General features: G+C 56.5%; 23 protein-coding genes. 17 read left to right on the forward strand and 6 right to left on the reverse strand.

The window, feature by feature from the left end:
* The first annotated feature begins 6 nt into the window (after positions 1 to 6).
* Positions 7 to 1,041 (forward strand): DNA polymerase III subunit delta, encoded by a 1,035-nt coding sequence (gene holA, locus EDC27_RS11815; RefSeq protein WP_123290812.1) that lies wholly within the window; start codon positions 7 to 9, stop codon positions 1,039 to 1,041.
* A gap of 58 nt (positions 1,042 to 1,099) precedes the next feature.
* On the opposite strand, the gene rpsT is transcribed toward holA, so the two are convergent.
* Positions 1,100 to 1,378, reverse strand: a complete 279-nt coding sequence (gene rpsT / locus EDC27_RS11820; RefSeq protein WP_123290813.1) for a 30S ribosomal protein S20 — start codon at positions 1,376 to 1,378, stop codon at positions 1,100 to 1,102.
* A 118-nt stretch (positions 1,379 to 1,496) separates the two neighbouring features.
* Positions 1,497 to 1,967 carry a transcription elongation factor GreA gene (gene greA / locus EDC27_RS11825; RefSeq protein ID WP_123290814.1) on the reverse strand — a complete coding sequence of 157 codons (471 nt, stop codon included), beginning with the start codon at positions 1,965 to 1,967 and terminating at the stop codon, positions 1,497 to 1,499.
* 289 nt (positions 1,968 to 2,256) lie between these two features.
* Between greA and EDC27_RS11830 the strand changes: the two genes are divergently transcribed.
* From EDC27_RS11830 to EDC27_RS11840, 3 genes are all read left to right on the forward strand, one after another.
* Positions 2,257 to 3,189, forward strand: a complete 933-nt coding sequence (locus EDC27_RS11830) for an aspartate carbamoyltransferase catalytic subunit (protein ID WP_123290815.1) — start codon at positions 2,257 to 2,259, stop codon at positions 3,187 to 3,189.
* Between the two features lie 68 nt (positions 3,190 to 3,257).
* Positions 3,258 to 4,514, forward strand: coding sequence for a dihydroorotase (locus tag EDC27_RS11835; RefSeq protein WP_123290816.1), 1,257 nt, complete (start codon positions 3,258 to 3,260; stop codon positions 4,512 to 4,514).
* Positions 4,515 to 4,529: 15 nt separating this feature from the next.
* Positions 4,530 to 5,948: a sigma-54-dependent transcriptional regulator gene (locus EDC27_RS11840; RefSeq protein WP_123290817.1), complete on the forward strand. Its 1,419-nt coding sequence runs from the start codon at positions 4,530 to 4,532 to the stop codon at positions 5,946 to 5,948.
* Positions 5,949 to 6,025: 77 nt separating this feature from the next.
* Here EDC27_RS11840 and EDC27_RS11845 read toward each other — a convergent pair whose 3' ends face one another.
* The gene (locus EDC27_RS11845) at positions 6,026 to 6,967 is read right to left on the reverse strand and encodes an AEC family transporter (protein WP_123290818.1); all 942 of its coding nucleotides are present in this window, start codon (positions 6,965 to 6,967) and stop codon (positions 6,026 to 6,028) included.
* Positions 6,968 to 7,095: 128 nt separating this feature from the next.
* Here EDC27_RS11845 and EDC27_RS11850 point away from each other — a divergent pair, with 128 nt between their 5' ends.
* A complete protein-coding gene (locus EDC27_RS11850) occupies positions 7,096 to 7,497 on the forward strand; it encodes a hypothetical protein (protein ID WP_123290819.1) in 402 nt (133 codons plus the stop codon).
* Between the two features lie 40 nt (positions 7,498 to 7,537).
* Here the strand turns inward: EDC27_RS11850 and EDC27_RS11855 are convergent, their stop codons facing one another.
* Complete coding sequence (locus tag EDC27_RS11855; RefSeq protein ID WP_123290820.1) at positions 7,538 to 8,476, reverse strand: inositol monophosphatase family protein; 939 nt, start codon at positions 8,474 to 8,476, stop codon at positions 7,538 to 7,540.
* Positions 8,477 to 8,501: 25 nt separating this feature from the next.
* Here EDC27_RS11855 and EDC27_RS11860 point away from each other — a divergent pair, with 25 nt between their 5' ends.
* Positions 8,502 to 9,377, forward strand: a complete 876-nt coding sequence (locus tag EDC27_RS11860; RefSeq protein ID WP_123290821.1) for an amidohydrolase family protein — start codon at positions 8,502 to 8,504, stop codon at positions 9,375 to 9,377.
* A 346-nt stretch (positions 9,378 to 9,723) separates the two neighbouring features.
* Here EDC27_RS11860 and EDC27_RS11865 read toward each other — a convergent pair whose 3' ends face one another.
* Complete coding sequence (locus tag EDC27_RS11865) at positions 9,724 to 10,698, reverse strand: sigma-70 family RNA polymerase sigma factor (protein WP_123290822.1); 975 nt, start codon at positions 10,696 to 10,698, stop codon at positions 9,724 to 9,726.
* A gap of 235 nt (positions 10,699 to 10,933) precedes the next feature.
* Here EDC27_RS11865 and hisC point away from each other — a divergent pair, with 235 nt between their 5' ends.
* From hisC to sppA, 4 genes are all read left to right on the forward strand, one after another.
* The gene (gene hisC / locus EDC27_RS11870) at positions 10,934 to 12,040 is read left to right on the forward strand and encodes a histidinol-phosphate transaminase (RefSeq protein ID WP_211334881.1); all 1,107 of its coding nucleotides are present in this window, start codon (positions 10,934 to 10,936) and stop codon (positions 12,038 to 12,040) included.
* Positions 12,037 to 12,708: a (d)CMP kinase gene (gene cmk, locus EDC27_RS11875; protein WP_123290823.1), complete on the forward strand. Its 672-nt coding sequence runs from the start codon at positions 12,037 to 12,039 to the stop codon at positions 12,706 to 12,708. The genes hisC and cmk overlap by 4 nt, the downstream gene beginning before the upstream one ends.
* A gap of 110 nt (positions 12,709 to 12,818) precedes the next feature.
* Positions 12,819 to 14,588, forward strand: a complete 1,770-nt coding sequence (locus EDC27_RS11880; protein WP_123290824.1) for a 30S ribosomal protein S1 — start codon at positions 12,819 to 12,821, stop codon at positions 14,586 to 14,588.
* A 105-nt stretch (positions 14,589 to 14,693) separates the two neighbouring features.
* On the forward strand, positions 14,694 to 15,578 hold the full coding sequence (gene sppA / locus EDC27_RS11885) for a signal peptide peptidase SppA (RefSeq protein WP_123290825.1): 885 nt from the start codon (positions 14,694 to 14,696) through the stop codon (positions 15,576 to 15,578).
* Between the two features lies 1 nt (position 15,579).
* Here the strand turns inward: sppA and EDC27_RS11890 are convergent, their stop codons facing one another.
* Positions 15,580 to 16,197 carry an L-threonylcarbamoyladenylate synthase gene (locus tag EDC27_RS11890; RefSeq protein ID WP_123290826.1) on the reverse strand — a complete coding sequence of 206 codons (618 nt, stop codon included), beginning with the start codon at positions 16,195 to 16,197 and terminating at the stop codon, positions 15,580 to 15,582.
* A gap of 115 nt (positions 16,198 to 16,312) precedes the next feature.
* On the opposite strand from EDC27_RS11890, the gene EDC27_RS11895 reads away from it, so the two are divergent.
* The 7 genes from EDC27_RS11895 to EDC27_RS11925 all read left to right on the forward strand — a co-directional run bounded on the left by EDC27_RS11895 (position 16,313) and on the right by EDC27_RS11925 (position 22,652).
* Entirely contained in the window at positions 16,313 to 17,356 is a 1,044-nt protein-coding gene (locus EDC27_RS11895) for a Ppx/GppA phosphatase family protein (RefSeq protein WP_123290827.1), read from the forward strand.
* Between the two features lie 55 nt (positions 17,357 to 17,411).
* Positions 17,412 to 18,890, forward strand: coding sequence for an IMP dehydrogenase (gene guaB, locus EDC27_RS11900; protein ID WP_123290828.1), 1,479 nt, complete (start codon positions 17,412 to 17,414; stop codon positions 18,888 to 18,890).
* Positions 18,891 to 18,905: 15 nt separating this feature from the next.
* On the forward strand, positions 18,906 to 20,462 hold the full coding sequence (gene guaA, locus EDC27_RS11905) for a glutamine-hydrolyzing GMP synthase (RefSeq protein ID WP_123290829.1): 1,557 nt from the start codon (positions 18,906 to 18,908) through the stop codon (positions 20,460 to 20,462).
* Between the two features lies 1 nt (position 20,463).
* Positions 20,464 to 21,201, forward strand: coding sequence for a UPF0280 family protein (locus EDC27_RS11910; RefSeq protein WP_123290830.1), 738 nt, complete (start codon positions 20,464 to 20,466; stop codon positions 21,199 to 21,201).
* A gap of 96 nt (positions 21,202 to 21,297) precedes the next feature.
* Positions 21,298 to 21,774 (forward strand): metallophosphoesterase family protein, encoded by a 477-nt coding sequence (locus tag EDC27_RS11915; protein ID WP_148045750.1) that lies wholly within the window; start codon positions 21,298 to 21,300, stop codon positions 21,772 to 21,774.
* A 10-nt stretch (positions 21,775 to 21,784) separates the two neighbouring features.
* Positions 21,785 to 22,285 carry an HIT family protein gene (locus EDC27_RS11920; protein ID WP_123290832.1) on the forward strand — a complete coding sequence of 167 codons (501 nt, stop codon included), beginning with the start codon at positions 21,785 to 21,787 and terminating at the stop codon, positions 22,283 to 22,285.
* Complete coding sequence (locus EDC27_RS11925) at positions 22,272 to 22,652, forward strand: hypothetical protein (protein ID WP_123290833.1); 381 nt, start codon at positions 22,272 to 22,274, stop codon at positions 22,650 to 22,652. Before EDC27_RS11920 ends, EDC27_RS11925 begins: the two co-directional genes overlap by 14 nt.
* Positions 22,653 to 22,654 lie beyond the last annotated feature (2 nt).

Here is a 22,654-nt window from a genome sequence, read left to right on the forward strand (position 1 = left end):
CACGCCATGGACAGCCGCCTGTTTTTCAAACACCTGGGCGAGATTCCACCGAAAACTATCTATCTTTTTCGAGGTGACGAAGCGGCCCTTATGGACAAGGCGTGGGAAGCCTTGCTGAAGGCCGTGCGGGGCCTTGAAGGCCCATCGGTTCAGGGAGAAAGCCTGGATGCCAAGGACACGACCGTTCACGAGGTGGTGAACCGGGCGCGCACGGTGCCCATGTTCACTTCCCGTCGCGTACTGCGCGTGCGTCATGTGGATCTGTGGCCCAAAGAGCAGCGGGATGTGCTGGAGCGCTATGCGGCGAACCCGAACCCTCGAACCCATGTGGTCTTGACCCTGGGACTCAAAAAGAGCTGGAAGGGTCTGGAAAAGGCCGTGGAAGCTCATGGCGCCATCGTGGACTTTCAGCCTCTTCAGGAACGCCAGTTGCCGGCCTGGGCTCGAGAAAAGGCGGCGGCATGGGGCAAGACCCTGACCCCATCGGCCGCTTCTTTGCTCGTGGAAGCCGTGGGAACCGATCTGCATGCCCTGGAAAAGGAAATCGAAAAGCTGTGCCTCTACGTGGGGGACGCGTCACAGATTACGGCGGACGACGTGGAAGTTGCCTCCAGTTCCATACGGTCGGAGCATGTTTTCAAGCTCATGGACCATGTGGCCGAAGGCCGGTCCGCAGCCGCCTTTGCCGTTCTTCGACACGTGCTTCAAAGAGGGGATGCGCCGCTGGGGCTTCTTGCGCTGCTGGCGCGCCACGTGCGTTTGCTGTGGCAGGTCAAGGACGGATTGGCTCGAGGGGAGACGGTGTCGAGCTTGGCCAAGAAACTGAAACTTCCTCCCTTTGCCGTGGAAAAAACCGCCCGTTATGCCCACCACTTTTCCGAAGAAGCCCTCCTGCAGCTGCACGCGACCCTCATGGCCACGGACCTTTCCTTAAAGACCACAGCCTTGGATCCGGAAAGGGCCCTGGAGCTCATTCTGTATCGGATGGGTGTTTTCGGGGCGCAAAAGAAGGCGGCTACCCCTTTGGGCCCTCCTTCTTAAGTTTTTGGCAAGCAGGACGGTAAACAGCCGGTTGTCTTAAAAAGATCGAATGGTCACATCAGGCGCTTTGAGCGACCTTGAGCATGTTGACTTTCTTGGTCAGCCTGGAAATCTTGCGCGCTGCCGTGTTGCGGTGAATGGTACCCTTGGCGGCGGTTTTTGCAATGATCGACGTGGCTTCTCGAAGCCGCACCACGGCTTCATCCACAGCATTGGTGCGAATCGCTTCTTCCAGCTTCCTGATTGCCGTTTTCATGCGGCTCTTGCGCGCGCGGTTCCGCATGCGGCGCACTTCACTCTGCCTGGCTCTTTTCAGGGCGGATTTGTGATTGGCCAAAACCTATCCCTCCTTCTATCTTTAACCGTCATGAGGCCCCAAAAGCGCTTGCGGTGCCTTTTCAGAAGCCCCGTTTTTTACCCGCCTAGATGTTTTCTGTCAAGACGCTTTGCGCCTTTCAGGGGCGCACTTCTACGATTTCCAACTGGCGAAGCCCTTTGGGCGTTCGCACCGACACGGTGTCGCCTTCTTCCTTGCCGATCAAGGCCTTGCCCAAAGGCGAACTGACGGACAACGTGCCGGCCTGAATGTCCGCTTCGTAAGGGCCGACGAGCTTGTAGGTGAGTTCTTCGCCGTTGTCCAAGTCTTCCAGGACCACGGTGAATCCAAACATGACCCGTCCTCCGTTGGAGCCGTTGGTTTCCACTATTTCCGAATGGGCCAGTTTTTCCTGAATGTCCGCAATGCGCCCTTCGATGAGTGCCTGCTTTTCTTTGGCAGCTTCGTATTCGGCGTTTTCCGAAAGATCCCCGTGCCCTCGCGCTTCTTCAATGGCTTTGATCACCTTGGGGCGCTCTTCCTTTTGCAACCGCTGCAGTTCCTGGCGCAGCCTTTCATAACCTTCTCGAGTGATGGGAACCCTTTCCATGCCATGCCTCCAGTTCTAATAAGACCCCTTCAAAACCGTGTCGAGGAAATGAAAAAAGCACCCCCCACGCCCTTCGAAGGGCGCTGCGAAGGGCGTCCTCACCAGTCGAAATAATAGAAAGAACACACGGCTCTGAAGTGCCGTTTCATTTATAGGGATTGGCTCCTCGTGTCAAGGATCCTGTCTCCATCGTGGGCGACGGATTTTTTTTCTCACCTTTCCGTACGAATCATGGTAATTTTTTAAAAAAGTCGCATGGGGTCTTGGGAGAAGCATTGAGGATGGGCAGATGGCCTTTTCGAGAAAAGACTTGCTTGGCATGCGGGATTTGGAGGTGGATGAGATTGAAACCATTCTCGACACTGCCGAATCCCTGAAAGAAATCAACACAAGGTCCATCAAAAAGGTTCCCACCCTTCGAGGCAAGACGGTGGTGCATCTCTTTTATGAGCCCAGCACACGAACGCGCACCTCTTTTGACATCGCGGCCAAGAGGCTCAGCGCAGACACCTACAGCATTGCCACTTCCACTAGTTCCATGGTGAAAGGGGAAACCTTTTTGGACACGATCAAGAATCTGGAAGCCATGCGCCCGGATGTGTTCATCATTCGCCATTCGGCTTCGGGCACACCTCACCGCATCGCTCAACGCACCACGGCCTCCGTGATCAACGCCGGAGATGGCATGCATGAACATCCATCCCAAGCCCTCTTGGACATGTTGACCATTCGCCAACACAAAGGGCGGTTGGATGGTCTGACCGTGCTGATTGTGGGGGATATTGCCCACAGCCGGGTGGCTCGATCCAACATTTGGGGCCTGACGAAAATGGGGGCTCGTATTCTGGTCTGTGGCCCTCCCACCCTGCTACCCTCACATATAGAACAGTTTCCCGTGAGGGTGTCCCTCCGTTTGGAACCAGTGATTCCCCTAGCGGACGTCATCATGGTGCTGCGGCTTCAAAAGGAAAGGCAAGGTCAGGGGCTGTTGCCGTCCCTGCGCGAATACGCCACCTATTACGGCATCGATCGCCAAAAGCTAGCCCAGGCCAAACCGGATGTACTCATCATGCATCCAGGCCCCATGAATCGCGGCGTGGAAATCAGTCCGGAAGTGGCCGATGGCCCTCATTCGGTTATTTTGGATCAGGTGAACAACGGTGTGGCGGTGCGTATGGCCCTGCTGTATCTCTTGATGCAACGACATGAATCGGCCGTTTGAAAGGGCTGAAATACCTTAAGACGACATGGGAGGAAGCTGTGGAGATCGTCCTTCGTGGCGGTCGCCTTATGGATCCGCAACGGGGCATGGACAGGATCGGAGACCTGGTCCTTCGAGATGGTGTGATTCAGGATGTGATTTGGGAACCCCAAATTGCAGAGCCTTCTGCGGAACGCCGCGTCATCGATGTGATGGGGAAATGGGTAGTGCCCGCATGGGTGGACATGCACGTACATTTGCGGGAACCCGGCGAAGAATACAAAGAAACCATTGCCACGGGAACCGCCGCGGCGGTGGCTGGAGGATTCGGCGCCGTGGCCTGCATGCCCAACACCAAGCCGGTCAACGATTGTGCTGCGGTCACGCAATTCATTGTGCGGCGCGCTTCTGAAGAGGGCTACTGCCGCGTTTACCCCGTAGCGGCCATCAGCAAGGGACTTCGAGGCGAGGAATTGGCCGAGTTCGGAGAGCTTCGTGAAGCGGGGGCGGTGGCTGTTTCCGACGATGGCCGTCCCGTGATGAACGCGGCTTTAATGCGAAGAGCCCTGGAATACGCCAAGGCGTTTGACCTGCTGGTCATCACTCATGCCGAAGATCTGGCCTTGTCCCAAGGAGGCCACATGCACGAAGGGTTCGTATCCACGAAACTGGGACTGCAGGGCATTCCTGCGGCCGCAGAAGCCGCCATGATCGCCCGCGACGTGCTTTTGGCCGAACTGACGGGCGGCCGGTTGCATGTGGCCCACGTGAGCACGGAAGCTTCGGTGTGGATTCTTCGCGAAGCCAAGCGTCGGGGTATTCCTGTGACCTGTGAAACTGCGCCCCATTATTTCACCCTGACCGACGAGGCCGTGGAAGGCTTTGATACCGTGTACAAAGTGAACCCTCCTTTGAGGACGCGCCGCGATGTGGAAGCCATCAAGGAAGCTCTGGCCGACGGGACCATCGATGTCATTGCCACAGACCATGCGCCGCACAGCCTTCTGGAAAAGGAAACGGAGTTTCAGGACGCCGCCAATGGCATGATCGGCTTGGAATCGGCCCTGCCTCTGGTGCTGAACCTCATTCGAGAAGGGGTTGCCGATCCCTTAACCATTTTGGCCAAAGTCACCTGTAAGCCCATGAAAATCCTTGGTCTTCCCTTTGACGGTTTGGAGCCGGGTTCTCCGGCGAATGTCACGGTCATCGATCCCGATGCAGAGTGGGTCGTGGACCCCGAACGCTTTCAGTCCAAAGGGCGAAATTGCCCGTTTCGAGGGTGGTCGGTGAGAGGGCGGGCGATGATGACCGTGGTGGATGGCGTCGTGCGCTATTCCATGGCTTAAGGAGTGAAAAGCCGCATGCCACATTTTGCCGATGGGCGTCGAATCCTTGTGGTGGACGATGAGCGGAGCATGCGGGAGTTTCTGGAGATCATGCTTCAAAAAGATGGCTACGCCGTGCGCTGTGCGGCCAGCGGCACGGAAGCCTTGAATCTTCTTAGAGAACAGCCTTTTGATTTGGTCATCACCGACATTCGCATGAAACCCGTAGACGGCCTGGAAGTCCTCAGGCAATGCAAACAGCTGTCTCCTCGCACCGTGGTCATCATGATTTCTGCGTATGCCAGCACGGAAACCGCCGTGGCCGCCATGCGCGAAGGGGCCTACGACTATTTGCCCAAGCCCTTTAAAATCGATGAAATGCGCCGGGTCATTCAAAATGCCCTCAAGACTCGAGGCCACGAAGTGCCCCCCCATGTGCGTCAAGGTCCCTTGCATTTCGGATGCATGATTGGGGAAAGCCCGGCCATGAAGAAGATCTACGAACTCATTGAACGAGTGTCGGCCACCCCCAGCAATGTTTTGATCACCGGAGAAAGCGGGACGGGCAAGGAGCTGGTGGCCAAAGCCATTCACAGGAGGAGTCCACGAGCGGAAAAACCTTTTGTGGCCGTCAACTGCGCGGGTGTTCCCGAACCGCTCATCGAAAGTGAACTTTTCGGCTATCGTAAAGGAGCTTTTACGGGCGCCGCCGTGGACCGCAAGGGGCTCGTGGAGGCTGCCCAGGGAGGAACTCTTTTCCTGGACGAAATTGGCGAACTGTCACCCAGCCTGCAAGTGAAGTTGTTGCGCGTGGTGCAGGAAAAAACCATACGCATGCTGGGGGATACCGCTGACATTCCCGTGGATGTGCGCATCATTTCCGCCACCAATCGAGATCTCGAGCGCATGGTCATCGACCATGAGTTTCGGGAAGACTTGTATTATCGGCTCAACGTCATCCAGCTGCGAATACCGCCATTGAGGGAACGGCGGGAAGATATTCCGCTGCTTGCTGATTATTTTCTGGCCAAGTTTTCCAAGGCCTTCGGCAAGGACATTCAAAAGATTTCCTCGTATGCCATGGATATTTTGAAGCAATACGATTTTCCGGGAAATGTTCGGGAACTGGAAAACATCATTGAGCGAGGAGTGGCCCTGGAGTCTTCAAGTATCATTTTGCCAGAGAGTTTGACCATTGCCACGTCGCGTCGAAAGCGCCACGACGACCAAGAACCGCTCTGGCCCATTTTGCCTGCCCAAGGCATGAATCTTCCCAGCTACCTGGCCGGTCTGGAAAAGAATTTGCTCATGCAGGCTTTGGAACGGTCCGGAGGATCCAAATCCAAAGCTGCTCAACTTCTCGGGTTAACCTTGCGATCCTTTCGTTATAGGCTTTTCAAGCACGGCCTCGCCTCCGACGAAAGCGATGACCTGCCGGAACGCAAACCCCTTTGATGTCCGTGTCCAGCCCGGATCCGACCGCCTTTGACGGTTTTTTGGGGTTTCTTGTGACGGCCTCTGGGCCGTGCCTTTTATCCATGTAAGGAAAGCAGCACGGCGTAGGTGAAGCCGGAGAATAAAGTCAAAAAGGACGTGGCCGCGGCGGCCAGTTGTGTGTCGCCACCGAGTTCCGAAGCCATGATATAGGTGATGGTGGCTGGCGGGGCCGCCGTAAGAATGAGCACGGGCGTATGAAACGCTGAAGGCACATGCCACCAGCGCATGAGCCCGTAGGCGATTGAAGGGAAGATAAAAAGTTTGAGAAACCCGATGACGCTCATGGCCGAAAGCAGCTTGGTAAACGCCTGAAAGGAGAGAGAGGTGCCGATGAGCAGGAGGGCCAAAGGAAGCGCCATGCCGGAGAGAATTTTCAAAGACTGAGAAATGGCCGGATGAAGGGAAAGGGAAAGGTACGAAAAGGCGGTGGCCGCCGTGACCGAAACAATGATGGGATTGGTAGCGATGCGCTGCAGGGTATCCCGAAGATTAAAGCGGTCGGTCCCGACGGAGCCGCCATTTTTCGGCTTATAGTAGGCAAAGACGCAGACGGCTAGGAGGTTTTGCGCCACAATGAGAAAGCTGCTCAGAGTGGCGGTTTGCGCAAAGGATTTTTCTCCAAGGGCATAAAAGGCGATGGCATAGGCCATGTAGCCCAGATTGCCATGAAAGCTGCTGTGCACAAAAGTGGCCTTAAAGGACGTCGGGCGGGGGCTGAGGTGGGCCATGCAGAAGCCTGTGGCGGTCACCACGGCAAGCCCGGCCAGCATAGAAAGAACGGCACCTCCATGAAAGTTTTCGGAAAAGGACGAGCGTGCCACTTCGTGAAAAAGCATGGCAGGAACGGCCACGTAGTAGACGAGCCGATTGGCTGACGCGATGAAGTTCTCTTCGATAAATCGCCGGTGCATGAGCAGGTAACCGAGACCGATTATGGAAAAGACGGGCAAGATATGGGTGAGGAAAACCTTGAACATGGGCAACCTCCGGGCTAAGAACAGCGCTTCGAGCTTCACAAGGGAAAAGGCTTGACCTCCACACGACTCGGTTTTAATAGTCTCGTGACCTTACGGGGTAAAGCCCAGAACGACAGTGGAGAACGCCAATGGCCAAGGACATGGACAAAGACGAGTTGATGGAAAATTACGAAGATGACAGCCTAGATTTTGAAGGCGGTGGCGACTTGGATTTTGAGGACGAGGAGGACGGAATTCTCATCGAAGATGAGGACGATGTGATACCGTCCGTGCTTCTCAAGGGAACCCCAAAGCCCAAGACGGAAGACGATTGGCGCGCACGCCTTTTGGAAGCCAGCCGAGAAGGGGTTCCTGAGTACCAGATGACCGATGTGTACAAGGAAGGGGACTTGATTTGGCACCCCGTCTTTGGATTGGGTGTTGTGAGCCACGTGATCACGCCCAAGAAAATGGAAGTGGTGTACGAGACCAGCAAGAAACTAATGGCCATGGGCATGGTTCCTCCCTCTTCACAGGCCAGGGAGACCTAATCGCGCCGCCTAGACCGTTGGGCCAAGCACCTGTAATCTTTCATGGAACCCGCCGTTTTGGCGCCGTGTTGGAAGGCGGGGAAAGCGCCTCACGAAGGGGCGCGACGCTGTCCATGAGAAATCGGTGGACCATCGAAGATCCGGCAACAATATGCCCGTTTTCCAAGTACGCCGGTGAGCCCCAGAAATCCGTTACCACTCCCGCGGTTTCTTGAATGAGCAGGGCGGCGGCGGCCACGTCCCACGGTTTCAGTCCAGTTTCCCAAAATCCTTGAACGCGTCCGGCCGCCACGTAGGCAAGGTCCAAAGCGGCGGAACCGGCGCGCCGAATCCCGCTGACTTTTGAAAACACCGCCTTGAAAACTTCAAGGTACGGGTCCAGAAGATCTTTAGCGCGGAAAGGAAACCCTGTGGCCACAAGAGCTTCCTGCAAGGGCGTCGGGGCCATGGGCGGAAGCGGGCGATCGTTGCACCAGGCTCCAGCGCCTTTGTGCGCTTCAAAGAGTTCACGGCGTAGGGGATCGTAGACCCATCCCATGACCACGGTTCCTTGAATCGAAAAGGCGATGGAAATGGCAATCATGGGAAACCCATGAATGAAGTTGGTGGTGCCATCCAACGGGTCCACAATCCAGACGTGGGATGGAGAGTGGTTTTCCACGGGCCGTTCTTCGGACATCAACGTGTGGTCGGGAAAGGCGCTGCGAAGGCGGTGCAGAATGAGCTCTTCGCACCATCGATCCACTTCCGTGACATAATCAAAAGACCCTTTGCTTTCGACCAACAGGGCGGCCTGGGATTGGAATTTTTCTCGAATATAGGCCCCGGCTTCAAAGATGGCCAATCGAGCGGTGGTGCGGGCCAGGTGAGCTTCTCGGGGTGGAAGCAGTGAGGTTAGTGACGGGGTCTGCTGGGAATTTTTCACCATTGCCTCCTTGAAAGCGTCTGCGTTAATCTCTTGGGCCGTGATGATTGCCATGTCCTTATCTCTAAAGGGGCAGCCTATGACAATAGATTTTCATGTGCACACCTTTCCTTCGGAAATTGTGGCCGATCGGGAGCGCTACTTTGATGGCGAGCCGGCCTTTCGCGCGCTTTACGGCCATCCCAAGGCTCGCCTCGTGGACACGAAAGGGCTCCTTGAAGCCATGGATCAAAACGGCGTGCATGCTGCGGTGATTTTTGGATTTCCCTGGAAAGATGAGGATACGGCCCGCCGCCACAACGATTACGTGCTGGAATCGGCAGCGCGGGTGCCGCAGCGCCTGATCCCCTTGGCCTGTGTTGATCCCCTTGCTCCATGGGCCGAAAAGGAAGCCTCCCGATGCCTGGAACTCGGGGCGGCGGGGTTGGGAGAGTTGGCCGTCTACGAAGAGTGCGACGAAGGCCGAGCTGTGCAGGCCTATGAGGCGCTCATAGCGCTGTGCCGCTCGTCCAGAAGGCTTTTGCTTTTGCACGCCAATGAACCTGTCGGCCACGCCTATCCTGGAAAGGCTCCCTTTGGCTTGCGCTTCTATTACCAGCTTGCTGCCCTGTGCCGGGACCTGCCCCTTATTTTGGCCCATTGGGGTGGAGGCCTTTTCTTGTACGAATTGCTCAAAAAAGAAGCTCCGGAAACCCTGGCCCATGTCTTCTACGACACCGCTGCATCCCCTTTCCTGTATCGCAGCGCCGTGTACCGACAGGCCATCGACATCGTGGGCTGCGAGCGCATCCTTTTGGGCAGTGATTATCCATTGCTGCCCCCAAGCCGGTATGAAAAGGACATGGACGAGGCCGGGTTGAGCGCCGAAGAAAGAGCGGCCATTGCCGGGGGCAATGCAGCGCGGCTGCTAGCCCAAGGAGACCTTGTCTTGCCTTCGCAGTTTGGCTCGGTGTGAACAGTTCCAAAGGAATCTGTCGGCGGCATAGGCAAAGAGCCTTTTAGCCTGTTGTTTTCGGCGCTGCGTCATTTTGTGCGAAGGCCATCTGTCTTTTTGTCAAAGAGCCGCAAGGCTCAGTGCTCCTGGAATACCCGGCTGCCCAATGGTTAGCCTGCTTCGGCTTCGGGGCTTGCGCCGCTTCGACAGATTCCCCTTTCGTGAACCCTATCAATCGGGCGTGGCGTTTCCAGCGCGTAGGGACCGGCTTCTACCGGTCCGAAGGTTTGGGCGCGCGGGACTGTGTTCGGGCTGTCGGTGCCGATGGGTTTCCGGTGGGTCTCAAAGCGAGGCACCGGAAGGTGTGTCATGAAGCGTCGATGAGGCTTTCCTGAAGGAGTTCCAGGTCTTCCACTTCTTCTTCAAGGTACGCTTTAAGTTTTTTCTTCAAGCGGCTCTCGATCTGTCGAATCCGTTCTCGACTGATCCCGAATTGATCTCCGATCTCCTGCAGGGTCATGGGTTCATCGGTCAGCAGCCGATGATCGAAAATGGCGGCTTCTTTGTCCTTGAGGCCTTCTCGAAACCTTTTGAGCTTTTCCTGAAGAATGGCTTTGGCTTCCGCGTCGGCGAGCATGTCATCTACGGGAATGTCTCGAGACGGCAAGAAAGCCTTGTGCGTGTCTGTTGAATCGTGATCGACCGGGGCATCCAGGGAAATCTCGCCGCTGGTCAGGCGCATGTCCATTTCGGTCACTTCCGATTCTTTGACGTCCAGGCGTTGGCTGAGCAGCTTGGGGCTGGCCTCGATGCCTTGCGCTTCCAGGCGCTCCTTTTCTTTGCGCAGATTGAAAAAGAGCTTTCTTTGAGCCTGGGTTGTGCCGATCTTGACCAGCTTCCAGTTGTCCATGATGAACTTGATGATATAGGCCTTGATCCAAAAGGAGGCGTAGTAGGAAAACTTGTAGCCTCGGTAAGGGTCGAATTTTTTAACCGCCTGCATGAGGCCGATGTTGCCTTCCTGAATGAGGTCCATGAGGTTGTGCATCCAGTGCCTTTGAAAATCCATGGCGATTTTCACCACAAGGCGCAGATTGGATGTAACCAGTCTATAGGCTGCATCCAGATCGCCTTTTTCCTTGTACCGAATGGCCAGCTGGGTTTCCTCTTCCCGGCTTAGTAGAGGGTATCTCTTGATTTCCTCAAGGTAAGCCCGCAGAGGGTCATAGACCTGGGGCCAGTCCTTGCTGGGTGTCGCCACGGCCGACTCTTTTTCATGAAAGCTCTCGATTGGTAGGTCTTCCTCGAGCATCAGTTTTGAGCGTTCTTTTTTCTTGACCATCGCCTTGTCCGCCTCCCTTCTGTGCCGGCGTTCGGCGCCATCTGCTGGTTCCCTTCCCTCGTGAAAGGTAGACGAGGCGTCGGAACGCCCCCTCTCTTCTTCGAATGCCTTTTAAAACATATAACTAGAACCGCTTCAAGACGCCATAAAAGCTTGCGTTTCGGGCGTCTCTTTTTTATAAGGTCGAGCGTGCACGGTCCATCAGCCCACGAACTGTGAAAGGAGCCCGACCCTGTTGATCTCGCACCTGGTGCCTTCGCATATCGCTGCCATTATTCCGTACCCTCCCGGAAAGCCCATTGAAGAGCTGGAGCGAGAGCTCGGAATTACCGACTCCATCAAACTGGCCAGCAACGAAAATCCCCTAGGCCCTTCCCCGCGGGCTCTTGCCGCCATTCGAGAAAAGCTTGCTGGTTTGCACCGTTACCCGGACGGCAGTGCGTACTATTTGCGCCGAAGAATTGCCGAAAAGCTGAACGTTCCCATGGAAGGGGTGGTGCTGGGCAACGGATCCAACGAAATCATCGAGTTGGTCATTCGCACACTGATTCGATCCGGTCTTGAAGTGGTCATTCCAAACCCTTCCTTTTTGGTGTATGAGCTGGCTGTTCAAGCGGCCGGAGGCACCGTGGTTTCTGTGCCTTTGAAGGATTTTACCATAGATCTAGACGGCGTGCTGAGGGCGATCACCCATCGCACGCGCCTCATATTTATCAACAATCCCAACAACCCTACCGGCACTGTTTTGTCTGAAGAAGCTTTTCGAAGCTTCTTTCAACAACTGCCCCGCGATGTGGTGGTGGTTATCGACGAGGCCTACATCGAATTTGCTTCCCGGGACGCCACCTTTGCTGGTCTGGACTTCGTGGATTCCCAAGGGCCCTGGGTCGTCACGACGCGCACCTTTTCCAAGGCCTACGGCCTGGCGGGACTTCGCATAGGCTACGGTGTCATGGACCCTCAATTGGCATCCTTTCTGCACCGCGTGCGCCAACCTTTCAATGTGGGCACTTTGGCCCAAGCGGCGGCCCTGGCCGCTCTGGACGACGATGCGTTTCTGGAAAGAAGCCGTGCCGTGGTCCAGGAAGGCTTAGCCTTCTTGTATCGAGAATTGGATGCGCTCGGCGTTCGCTATCTACCCACTCACACCAACTTCTTTCTCATCGCCGTGCCCGTGGATGCCAAAAAGGTCTATGAAGCCATGCTGCGCGAAGGCGTGATTATTCGAGCCATGAACGCCTATGGGCTCGACCGTTACGTTCGCATTAGCGTGGGACTCCCGGAAGAAAACGAAAGATTTCTCAGGGCCTTTGCCAAGGTTTTGAGACAGTTGGACCGATGATCATTGCCATAGACGGGCCGGCAGGTTCCGGAAAGAGCACCATCGCTCGGAGTGTGGCCGAAAGGCTTGGGGGCGTCTATTTGGATTCGGGAGCCATGTACCGTGCCGTGGCGTGGGCTTTGAGCCAAGAAAAACTTCTGGATGCCGACGACACCGTTTTGGACCGTGCCCTGTCGAACCTGCCTCTTGAATTTATGGTGCACGATGCACGCCTGCTGATCCTCTGGCGCGGGGTTCCTTTAGGCTTGGAAATTCGCACTCCGCAAACCGCTCACGGCGCTTCCACCATCGCGCAAAAACCTGTCGTGCGCCGATTCCTCCTTCATCAGCAAAGGCGCTTAGCTCGGGGTGCTGTCGTGGTGGCCGAAGGCCGGGATATGGGCACCGTGGTTTTTCCCGACGCGGCGGTCAAAGTGTTTCTAACGGCAAGCCCTGAAGAAAGGGCTAGGCGGCGCATGGCCCAATACCGTGAGCAGGAAATGGAAGCCGATTTTGAGGCCGTGTTGCAGGCGTTGAAAGAGAGAGACCATGCCGATGCGAGTCGTTCCCTCGCGCCCCTGAAACCTGCAGACGGGGCGGTGGTGGTGGATACTTCGGACATGAGTATCTCACAGGTGGTCGAGGTGGTGATGAATCTCGTGGAGTCCGCGAGAAAAAAACAGGCTTAACCTTATAGGGTTCGTGCAGATTAGCATTGTCAAGGATTTGGGTGTCTGCTATGGTGCGCACCCAGTCAAGGCGGCGTGAGCCGAAATTTGGACAAGGGGGTAGTCGTATAATGATGGCGAAAGACAACTTGGAAAATTTAGAGATGCAGCGCCAAACTCATGAGGCCGATGCGGCACGAGAAGTCGACATAGACGATGCGGACGGCGACAGCTTCGAGAAGCTCTATGCCCAGAGTTTCGGCAACATTCAGGAAGGTGAAGTGGTTCGCGGACGTGTGGTCCAGATTTCGGACGATTATGTCATGGTCGATATCGGCTATAAGTCCGAAGGAGAGATTCCCATCTCCGAATTCAAGGATGAAAATGGGAATCTGGAAGTGGCCCTCGGCGACGAGGTGGACGTGCTTTTGGAATACCACGACGACGAAGAAGGAACTATCTTCCTTTCCAAGGAAAAGGCGGAAAAGATAAAGGTCTGGGACGATATCAGTCGGGTTTACAACGAAGACGGGGTTATTCGGGGCAAGGTGGTGTCCCGAGTCAAGGGGGGCTTATCAGTGGACATTGGCATACACGCCTTTGTGCCGGGTTCCCAGGTGGATCTGCGACCCGTGCGCAACCTGGATGCCCTCATCGGTAAGACTTTTGACTTCAAGATCCTCAAGTACAACAAGAAGCGCCGTAACGTGGTGCTGTCTCGACGCGTGCTTCTGGAAAAGGAACGGGAACGCCAAAAGGTTCAGACCTTGTCGATTTTGGAAGAAGGCAAGGTCATGGAAGGTGTGGTCAAGAACATCACGGATTACGGTGTCTTTGTGGACCTCGGAGGCATTGACGGTTTGCTGCACATCACCGACATGAGCTGGGGCCGAATCGGGCACCCATCAGAACTGTGCCAGATTGGGGACACCATCAAGGTCAAGGTGCTGCATTTTGACCGCGAAAACGAACGCGTCTCCTTGGGCCTCAAGCAGCTGCAACCCGATCCGTGGACCAACGCGGCCGAAAGGTATCCCGTGGGCACAAAGATTCAGGGCAAGGTGGTGAGCCTCACCGATTACGGCGCCTTCGTGGAAATTGAAGAAGGTATCGAAGGGCTCATTCATGTGTCTGAAATGTCCTGGACGCGCAAGATTCGGCATCCGTCCAAGATCTTGAGTGTCGGAGACAAGGTGGAAGCGGTGATTTTGAGCATCGATCCGGACCGCAAGCGCATCTCCCTAGGCATGAAGCAGTTGGAACCCAATCCGTGGAGTGTCATCGCCGAAAAGTATCCCGTGGGCACGATCATTTCCGGCAAAATCAAGAACATTACCGATTTCGGCATCTTCATCGGCATTGACGAAGGTATTGACGGCCTGGTGCACATTTCGGACATTTCCTGGATCAAGCGCATTCGGCATCCTTCAGAAATCTACAAGAAAGGCCAGGAGGTTCAGGCCATTGTTCTTAACATCGACAAAGAAAACGAGAGGTTTTCTTTGGGGATCAAGCAGTTGGAGCCGGATCCGTGGGAGAGTGTGGCCCAGCGCTATCCCGTAGGCAGCGTCATCACGGGACCGGTGACCAATGTGACGGACTTCGGCCTCTTCGTTGAGTTGGAAGAAGGCATCGAAGGGCTGGTGCACGTGTCGGAAATCGGCAAAGAAAAGGCCAAAGGCGCACCGGACGAATACAAGGTCGGGGATCAGGTGACGGCCAAGGTGATTAACATCTCGCCCAAGGACCGAAAGATCGGCTTGTCCATCAAGAAGGCCGAAGAACACGAGGAACGGACCGACTACAAGGAATACCTCAACAGTTCCAAAGCTGCCACCACGAACCTGAGAGAAGTGTTGGAAGCGGCGCGCCGGAACGCGGAAAATATGCAGGGCGAGTAGGACTCGGGAGGCATTTCCGGGGCCTGAGGGTCGTGTTCTCACCTTGAGGTCGTCAAACACCCGGCTGAGTGTGATGCCGGGTGTTTGTTTTTAAGGGATCGGTACATGTTCAAGAAAATCCTCAAACTTTTTCTGATGATCGCCTTCGTGGTGCTTGTGCCCTTTGCGGGGCTGTACTTATGGCTCCTGGCGCCGCAATGGGAATGGACTAAGGAACCCAACCGAATCGGCGTGGTGGAAATCCAAGGGCTTCTGAGCGATGCTCGCCCGGTTCTGGAGTCTTTGAGCGACTTTCGCCGGGATCCTTATGTCCGCGCCTTGGTCTTGCGGGTGGAATCTCCCGGCGGCGGCGTGGGCGCGAGCCAGGAAGTCTATCGAGAGGTTCGGCGAACGGCAATGGAAAAGCCCGTGGTGGCCTCGTTTGGAGGCATCGCCGCTTCGGGCGGCTATTATGCTGCGGCGGCAGCCACTTACATCATCGCCAATCCGGGAACCCTCACCGGAAGCATCGGAGTCGTGGCGCACCTGCCCAACTTGCAGGGCCTTTTTGACAAGGTGGGCTACCGCACTGTGACCATCAAGAGCGGTCAGTTCAAGGACGTGGGTAATCCGGGACGGCCCTTGACCGACGACGAAATGGCCTTGCTCCAGGAAACCATCGAGGGCATGCACGGGCAATTCATTCGCGACGTGGCCGAAGGGCGACGGCTGAGCCCGGACCAGATCCGGGCTATTTCGGACGGTCGAGTGCTCAGCGGCGAAAAAGCCTTGGACCTCAAGCTGGTGGATGCCTTGGGCAACTTCCAAGACGCCGTGAACAAGGCCAAAGAACTAGGTGGCATTGCGGGCGAACCGCGCCTCGTTTATGCCGAAAAGAAACGGCGCGGTTTGTTGCGGCTTCTTCTGGGAGCCACCGGGCTCAAGGTGCTGGATCAGGTGCTGGACCCGGTCTTGTGCCCGGTGCGCTATGAACTGGTCTTGGGGCACTAGTCTAAGGGGTTTGAAAGATTTCCACGTTCCCGCTGCCTTCTCGCAGCACTTCGGGAACGTCTTCGACGAGCGAAATCACGCTGGAGGGTCGTCCGGGAACGGGGCCGCCGTCCACGATGAGATCCAAGGAATGGCCCAGCACATCACGAATTTCTTGAGGCGTCTCCAAAATGTGGCCGGTTTCCGGATCCGTAGCGGTAGTGCTGATGACGGGATGTCCCAGTTCCTTGACGATGGCGATGCAAATGGGATGATCCGGGACGCGAATCCCCACGGCTTTTCGTCTGGTGAGCATGATGCGAGGCACAAGCCGAGACCCTTCTAAGATGAAGGTGTAGGGGCCTGGCAATAGCCGTTTCATGGTTTTGTAGGCGTAGTTGGTCACCTGAGCGTATTCGCTGATGTTTTTGAGGTCGCTGCAGATGAAGCTGAAGGGCTGATGAGGAGACCGCCGTTTGAGCTTGTAGATCTTTTCGATGGACGGCTTGTTGAACAGGTCGCACCCGATTCCGTAATAGGTGTCCGTGGGATAGGCGATGAGACCTCCCTTGGAAAGAATGTCTGCCACTTGTCGAATCTTGCGCGGTTGCGGATTGCGGGGGTTGATTTCCAAGATCATAGGCATCCCTCTCCTTCTTGTGGTGAAGTGCGCTGGAAGCCCTCTGGCGGATATCGTGCCACTCGGCCGATGTCCCTGAAAATTAAGTAAACACAAAGGAAGAAAAAAAACAACGATGTCCCTTGGCTTTTACGCTTTTAATGCTGATGAGACGCCGTTGGGCCTGTACGGCGCCGTGGACATCGGATCTCATACCGTTCGCCTGCTGGTGGCGGAATGGCATGCGGACGGCCGGGTGTGCCCTGTGCACCATGAACGGCATGTGACGCGACTGGCTCAGGGGTTTAAAGACCGTGGGATGCTCGCCACAGAGGCCATGGAGCGAACGGAGGCTGCTTTGTGCAGCATGGCTTCGCGCTTGCGGGCGTTGGCTCCACGGGCAGTGCGCTGCGGCGCCACAGGCGTGGTGCGCAAGGCGGCCAATGGCCCTGACTTTATTCAGCGAGTCCAGGACATGGCCCCGTGGAAGGTATCCATCCTTTCAGAAGCCGAGGAGGCCGCGCTGTCTCTGCGGGGCATGCTTAGTGTTTTGGAACCTGCCCATGACTTGGTGGTGTGTTTCGACCTTGGAGGAAGCTCCACGGAACTGGCCCTCGTCCATCGGCACAACCCTTCGCCTTTGTGGATGGGCAGTGTGTTTGTGGGGGCTGCCACCCTAACGGAGGCCTACCTTCAGAACGCTCCCACGTTCCCTGATCAGTTGCGGCGAGCCGCTCAACATGCACGTCGTGTGTTGAGGCCAGCCGTTGAATCCATTGGCCATGTGTTGCGTCGCCATGCCGGGGCTGCCACGGGGTTCACGGTGGCCGGAACCGCCGGCACCGTCTCCACTCTGGCGGCCATAGAAAGTCGCATGGATCGTTATGTGCCCTACCGCATCGACAACCGAACCCTGACCAAGGCATGGATTGCCGAAACACTTCGGTCCTTGGCGGCCATGGGGCTTGAAGAGCGGCGGGCTATCGTGGGGCTGGAGCCAGGCCGTGAGGACATTATCGTGGGTGGTGCTGTCATTGTGGAAGAGATCTTGAACTGTTTCGGCGTCTCCACACTGCTTGTTTCCGATGCGGGTCTGCTGGAAGGGCTTCTTTGGGATGGCATGCAAAGTCTCGCGGCCCGATGGGGTGTTCCATGGAAATGGAGCGGCCCATGTGCGTAAGGATCGACAACGGCGTTCACGCGCTCGGTGAATGCCCAGGATAGGGAGAGAGTTAATGGACGAAAAAATGATGCACGACATTCCCGAAGCTCTGACCTTTGACGATATCCTCATCGTCCCTGCCTATTCGGAGGTGCTGCCGGCGGAAACGGACGTGAGCACCGTCTTAACGGCTGGTATAACCATGCGCATTCCTCTGCTCAGTGCCGCCATGGATACAGTCACTGAGGCGGAAACGGCTATTAGCATGGCGCGAGAGGGTGGGATCGGGATCATCCATCGAAACATGAGTATCGAGCGCCAGGCTCGGGAGGTGGACAAGGTCAAAAAGTCGGAAAGCGGCATGATTGTCGATCCCATCACGGTCCATCCCGATCAGCCCATTGGCGATGTCATGGAGCTTATGGCGCAATACCGCATTTCCGGCGTTCCCGTGGTCAAAGGCGATCAGTTGGTGGGAATCATCACGAACCGGGACCTGCGCTTTGAAACGGATAAGACCCGGCCGGTCTCCGAACTCATGACCAAGGACAATCTGGTGACGGCGCCCATGGGCATTTCCCTGGAAGATTCCAAAAAGCTTTTGCAGGAAAGGCGCATCGAAAAGCTGCTCGTGGTGGATGACACCGGACGGCTTCGCGGCTTGATTACCATTAAAGACATCATGAAAGTGAAGAAGTACCCCAATTCTTGCAAGGATCATCTGGGCCGACTACGTGTGGGAGCCGCCGTAGGAGCCGGATCGGATACGCCGGACCGGGTTCGAGCTTTGGTCAAGGCAGGTGTGGATGTCATTGTGGTGGACAGTGCGCACGGCCATTCCAAAAACGTTCTGCGCACCGTCCAATGGATCAAGACCGAATACCCTCAGGTGCCGGTGGTGGCCGGAAACGTGGCCACGGCCAGCGGGGCCGAAAGCCTCATTGAAGCGGGTGCCGATGCGGTCAAGGTGGGCGTGGGGCCTGGGTCCATCTGCACCACTCGCGTCATTGCCGGCGTGGGGGTGCCTCAGGTCACTGCCATCATGGATTGTGCTCGCGTGGCTCGGCCGCGCGGGATTCCCGTCATCGCCGACGGCGGCATCAAATACAGCGGCGATATCGTCAAGGCTTTGGTCGCCGGAGCCGACTCGGTCATGATCGGAAGCCTCTTTGCCGGAACCGACGAAAGCCCCGGCGAGACGGTGCTCTACCAAGGCCGCAGCTACAAGGTGTATCGAGGCATGGGATCCTTGGGCGCCATGAGGGAAGGAAGCCGGGATCGGTACTTTCAGGATCAGGTGCAGGAAGCCACCAAACTGGTGCCGGAAGGCATTGAAGGCATGGTGCCTTACCGAGGCCCTCTGGCGTCCACGATTCATCAGTTGGTTGGAGGCCTTCGGGCTGGCATGGGCTATGCCGGATGTCGCACGTTGGAGGAACTGCGCACCAAGGCGCAAGTGGTGCGTATCACCAGTGCGGGGTTAAAGGAAAGCCATGTGCACGACGTGATCATCACCAAGGAAGCGCCCAACTACCAAGTTGATTTGAAATAGAGAAACGGAGCCTACATGGACTGGCATTCTCTGCATCCGGACCGGGTGCTCATCCTGGATTTTGGATCCCAATACACGCAGCTGATCGCCCGCAGAGTGCGGGAAAGCCACGTGTATTGCGAGATTCATCCCTATGCCATGGACCTGGACGCGGTGAGGAGCTACGCCCCCAAGGGCATCATCTTGTCCGGGGGCCCTTCCAGTGTCCATGATGCGGACGCTCCCCTTGCACCTCGGGCCCTTTTTCAGCTGGGCATTCCGGTGCTCGGCGTCTGCTACGGCATGCAGCTCATGGCCCATCTGCTGGGCGGTGAGGTGGAGCGGGCCGAAAACCGGGAATACGGGCCGGCTCTACTGGATGTGGTGGATTCGGCGGCGCTCTTTCAGGACATCGAGGCCACGGATGTGCGGGTGTGGATGAGTCATGGGGACCGCATCGTGCATATGCCCCCGGGTTTTCGCGTTCTGGCCCGCAGCGCCAATTCCCCGGTGGCGGCCATGGCCGATCCGGCTCGAAAACTCTACGGCGTGCAGTTTCACCCGGAAGTGGCCCACACGCCATGCGGTCGCACGCTATTGGACAATTTTTTGTTTCACATTTGTGGCTGCAAGCCCACCTGGACCATGAAGAGTTTTGTGGAATCGGCCATCACGGCCATTCGGGAAAAGGTGGGATCTGATCGAGTGCTGTGCGCCTTGAGCGGCGGCGTGGATTCTTCGGTGGTGGCGGTGCTGTTGCACAAGGCCGTCGGTGAGCAGCTTCAGTGCATCTTTGTCAACAACGGCCTGTTGCGCAAAGGTGAGGCCGAGACCGTGGAACGGGTGTTTCGAGACCATTTTGAAATGCCATTGGTATCCATCAATGCCACGGATCTCTTTCTTAGCCGCCTCAAAGGAGTGACAGACCCTGAGCAGAAACGCAAGATCATCGGTAACCTTTTTATCGAAATCTTTGAACGGGAAGCTTCCAAACTACAGGGCACCCGGTACCTGGCTCAGGGAACCCTTTATCCCGACGTCATCGAAAGTGTGTCCTTTAAAGGGCCGTCGGCGACGATCAAGACCCATCACAACGTGGGCGGCCTTCCCGAACGCATGAAACTGGAACTCATTGAACCGCTGCGAGAACTCTTCAAGGATGAAGTGCGTCAGCTGGGGCGTGAATTGGGATTGCCGGAACGCATCGTTATGCGGCATCCGTTTCCCGGACCGGGTTTGGCCATTCGTATCCTCGGGGAAGTGACCCCTGAAAACCTGCGCATTCTTCGCCAGGCCGACGCCATCGTTTTGGAAGAACTGGAAGCGGCCAATTGGGACAATCGCGTTTGGCAGGCCTTTGCCGTTCTGTTGCCCGTGCGTTCCGTGGGAGTTATGGGCGATGAGCGCACCTACGAGCAGGTGGTGGCCATTCGCGCCGTGGAAAGCGTGGACGCCATGACCGCCGATTGGGCCCGCATGCCCTACCAGCTCTTGGCTCGCCTTTCCAACCGCATCATCAATGAAGTGTCCGGGGTGAATCGGGTGGTCTACGATATTTCTTCCAAACCGCCCAGCACCATTGAATGGGAATAAGATGGACGCCGTCGGTTCGGTGCATCGGTTCTATCGTGAACACCATAGGCCGGGCCCCGGGCACGCCTTTCATGTCCAGGTGGAACAAACGGATCTGTGGGTGCGGGCCGATGCGGACCTTTCGCGCCAAACTCACGATTTGGTGTTGACCTTTCGGCGTCAGATTCTTCAGTACGGGCGTACGTTCCCCGATTTTTTGACGTCCTTGATGCCTCTGCCTGAGGATCCTCTGGCCCCCGAGATTGTGCGCCGAATGTTGCGGGCCGGCCTTCAGGTGGGCGTGGGTCCCATGGCCGCCGTGGCCGGAGCCATCGCCCAAGCCGTGGCCGAAGGGCTGTTGCCTTGGACCACGTCTGTGATCGTCGAAAACGGCGGGGACTGCTACGCAGTGGCCCAAGAAGCCCTGGTGGTGGCCGTGTACCCGGGAAAAAACTCCCCCTTCCGAGACCGATTGGCTCTGAAACTGGCCGCCGAAGACCTGCCCATGGCCGTGTGCACCTCGTCGGGCAGCCTGGGCCATTCCCTGAGTTTCGGTCGAGCGGACGCCGCCACAGTGCTGTCGAAAGACGCCGCTTTGGCCGATGCCTGTGCCACGGCCCTGGGAAACCGCATTCAACACCCCGATGACCTGGAACCGGCTCTGACCTGGATTCAATCCATTCCCGGCGTATTGGGCGCCCTGGCCATCATGCATGATCGGTTGGCTGCCTGGGGGCACATCGCTTTAACGTCACCGTGAAACCTAAAAAGGCCTTGTGTTTCCTTAGTGCGGCTGGTATATGCTCGAATAACCCTTGAAATTAAAAGCATTTTTTATAACGAGCGGGCAAAGGTCATGAACATTGTGGTGCTTTCCGACACGCATCTCACCCGCGTGACGCAGGAACTGCAAGCTGTATGTGCGCACTACTGCGATGCGGCGGACCTGGTGGTGCATCTCGGGGACTGGACGGCGGGGTGTGTGTTGGACTACTTCGAGCAGTACCGTTTGGAAGCGGTCTGCGGCAATATGGACGAGGCGTCGGTGCGTTTGAGGCTGCCCACGAAAAAGACGTTTCGCGTGGGTTCCATTACCATTGGGCTGACCCATGGGTGGGGATACGGTGGGGACGTAACGGCGCAGCTGCTAGAAAAATTTGACGGGGTGGACGTGATTCTTTTTGGGCACACGCATCGGCCTCTTGTGGAAAAAGTGGACGGGCGGTTGCTGATAAATCCGGGTTCGGTGTTTTCGGGTCGAGGTCCCCAGGGGCGAACGCTGGCCGTGTTGAAGATTGGCCCATCGCTGCACGCGAACATCATCGAGCTGTAGGGGCAGAATCATGCGGAATCTGTGGGCGCCGTGGCGTATGGAATACATTTTGGGAAAGAGGGAACCCTACTGCATTTTTTGTCCGGAAGGTGGCGGACTGAGTGATGCGGAACGCCTGATTCTTTATCGGGGCCAATGGACCATGGTGATGATGAACAAGTATCCTTACAATAATGGTCACCTTCTGGTGGCACCGTGGCGTCACGTGGCCGGTCTGGAAGATCTTACGGAAGAGGAAATGACCGACCTCATGAAGAAAATGAAAATGTGTGTGAACATTGTGCGGCGTCTCATGCGTCCCGACGGCTTCAATGTGGGGCTCAATCTGGGAGCGGCGGCCGGCGCCGGGGTAGAAAGCCATTTGCACTTTCACGTGGTGCCACGCTGGGAAGGGGACACCAATTTCATGACGGTTTTTGCCGACGTGCGCAGCATTCCCGAACATCTGAGACAAACCTACGATAAGTTGCGTCCGCATTTCGACAAGGAGAAGGCCCATGAAGCTCTTTAGGCTCGTGACCACCCTGTTGCTTGTGGCCGTGATCGTGCTTTTTGTGCGCCAAAACATGACCACCTTTCAAAGGGATCTAGACTTCAGTCTCTATCTATTCATTCGAGAAGACGTGCGCTGGACTCTCAAGGTGTCCACCGTGATCTTCCTTGCCGGTTTTGTGGGTCTTCTGGTGGGTGTGGTCTTCATGTTTCGACCTTTCTATCATACGCGTAAGGCCTTACAGGCGGAACGGTCCGAAAAGGAAAGGCTGTTGGCGGAAAGAGCCATGACCCTGGACGACAAGCCGGCGCAGCAACTCAACGACCTACAGGCTCAGGCGCGGCCTTTGTCCGAGCCCCAGCCCGACACGGATGCGCCCGCCTAAGG

The sequence above is a fragment of the Desulfosoma caldarium genome, from assembly GCF_003751385.1.
GTDB classification, from domain to species: Bacteria; Desulfobacterota; Syntrophobacteria; order Syntrophobacterales; family DSM-9756; genus Desulfosoma; species Desulfosoma caldarium.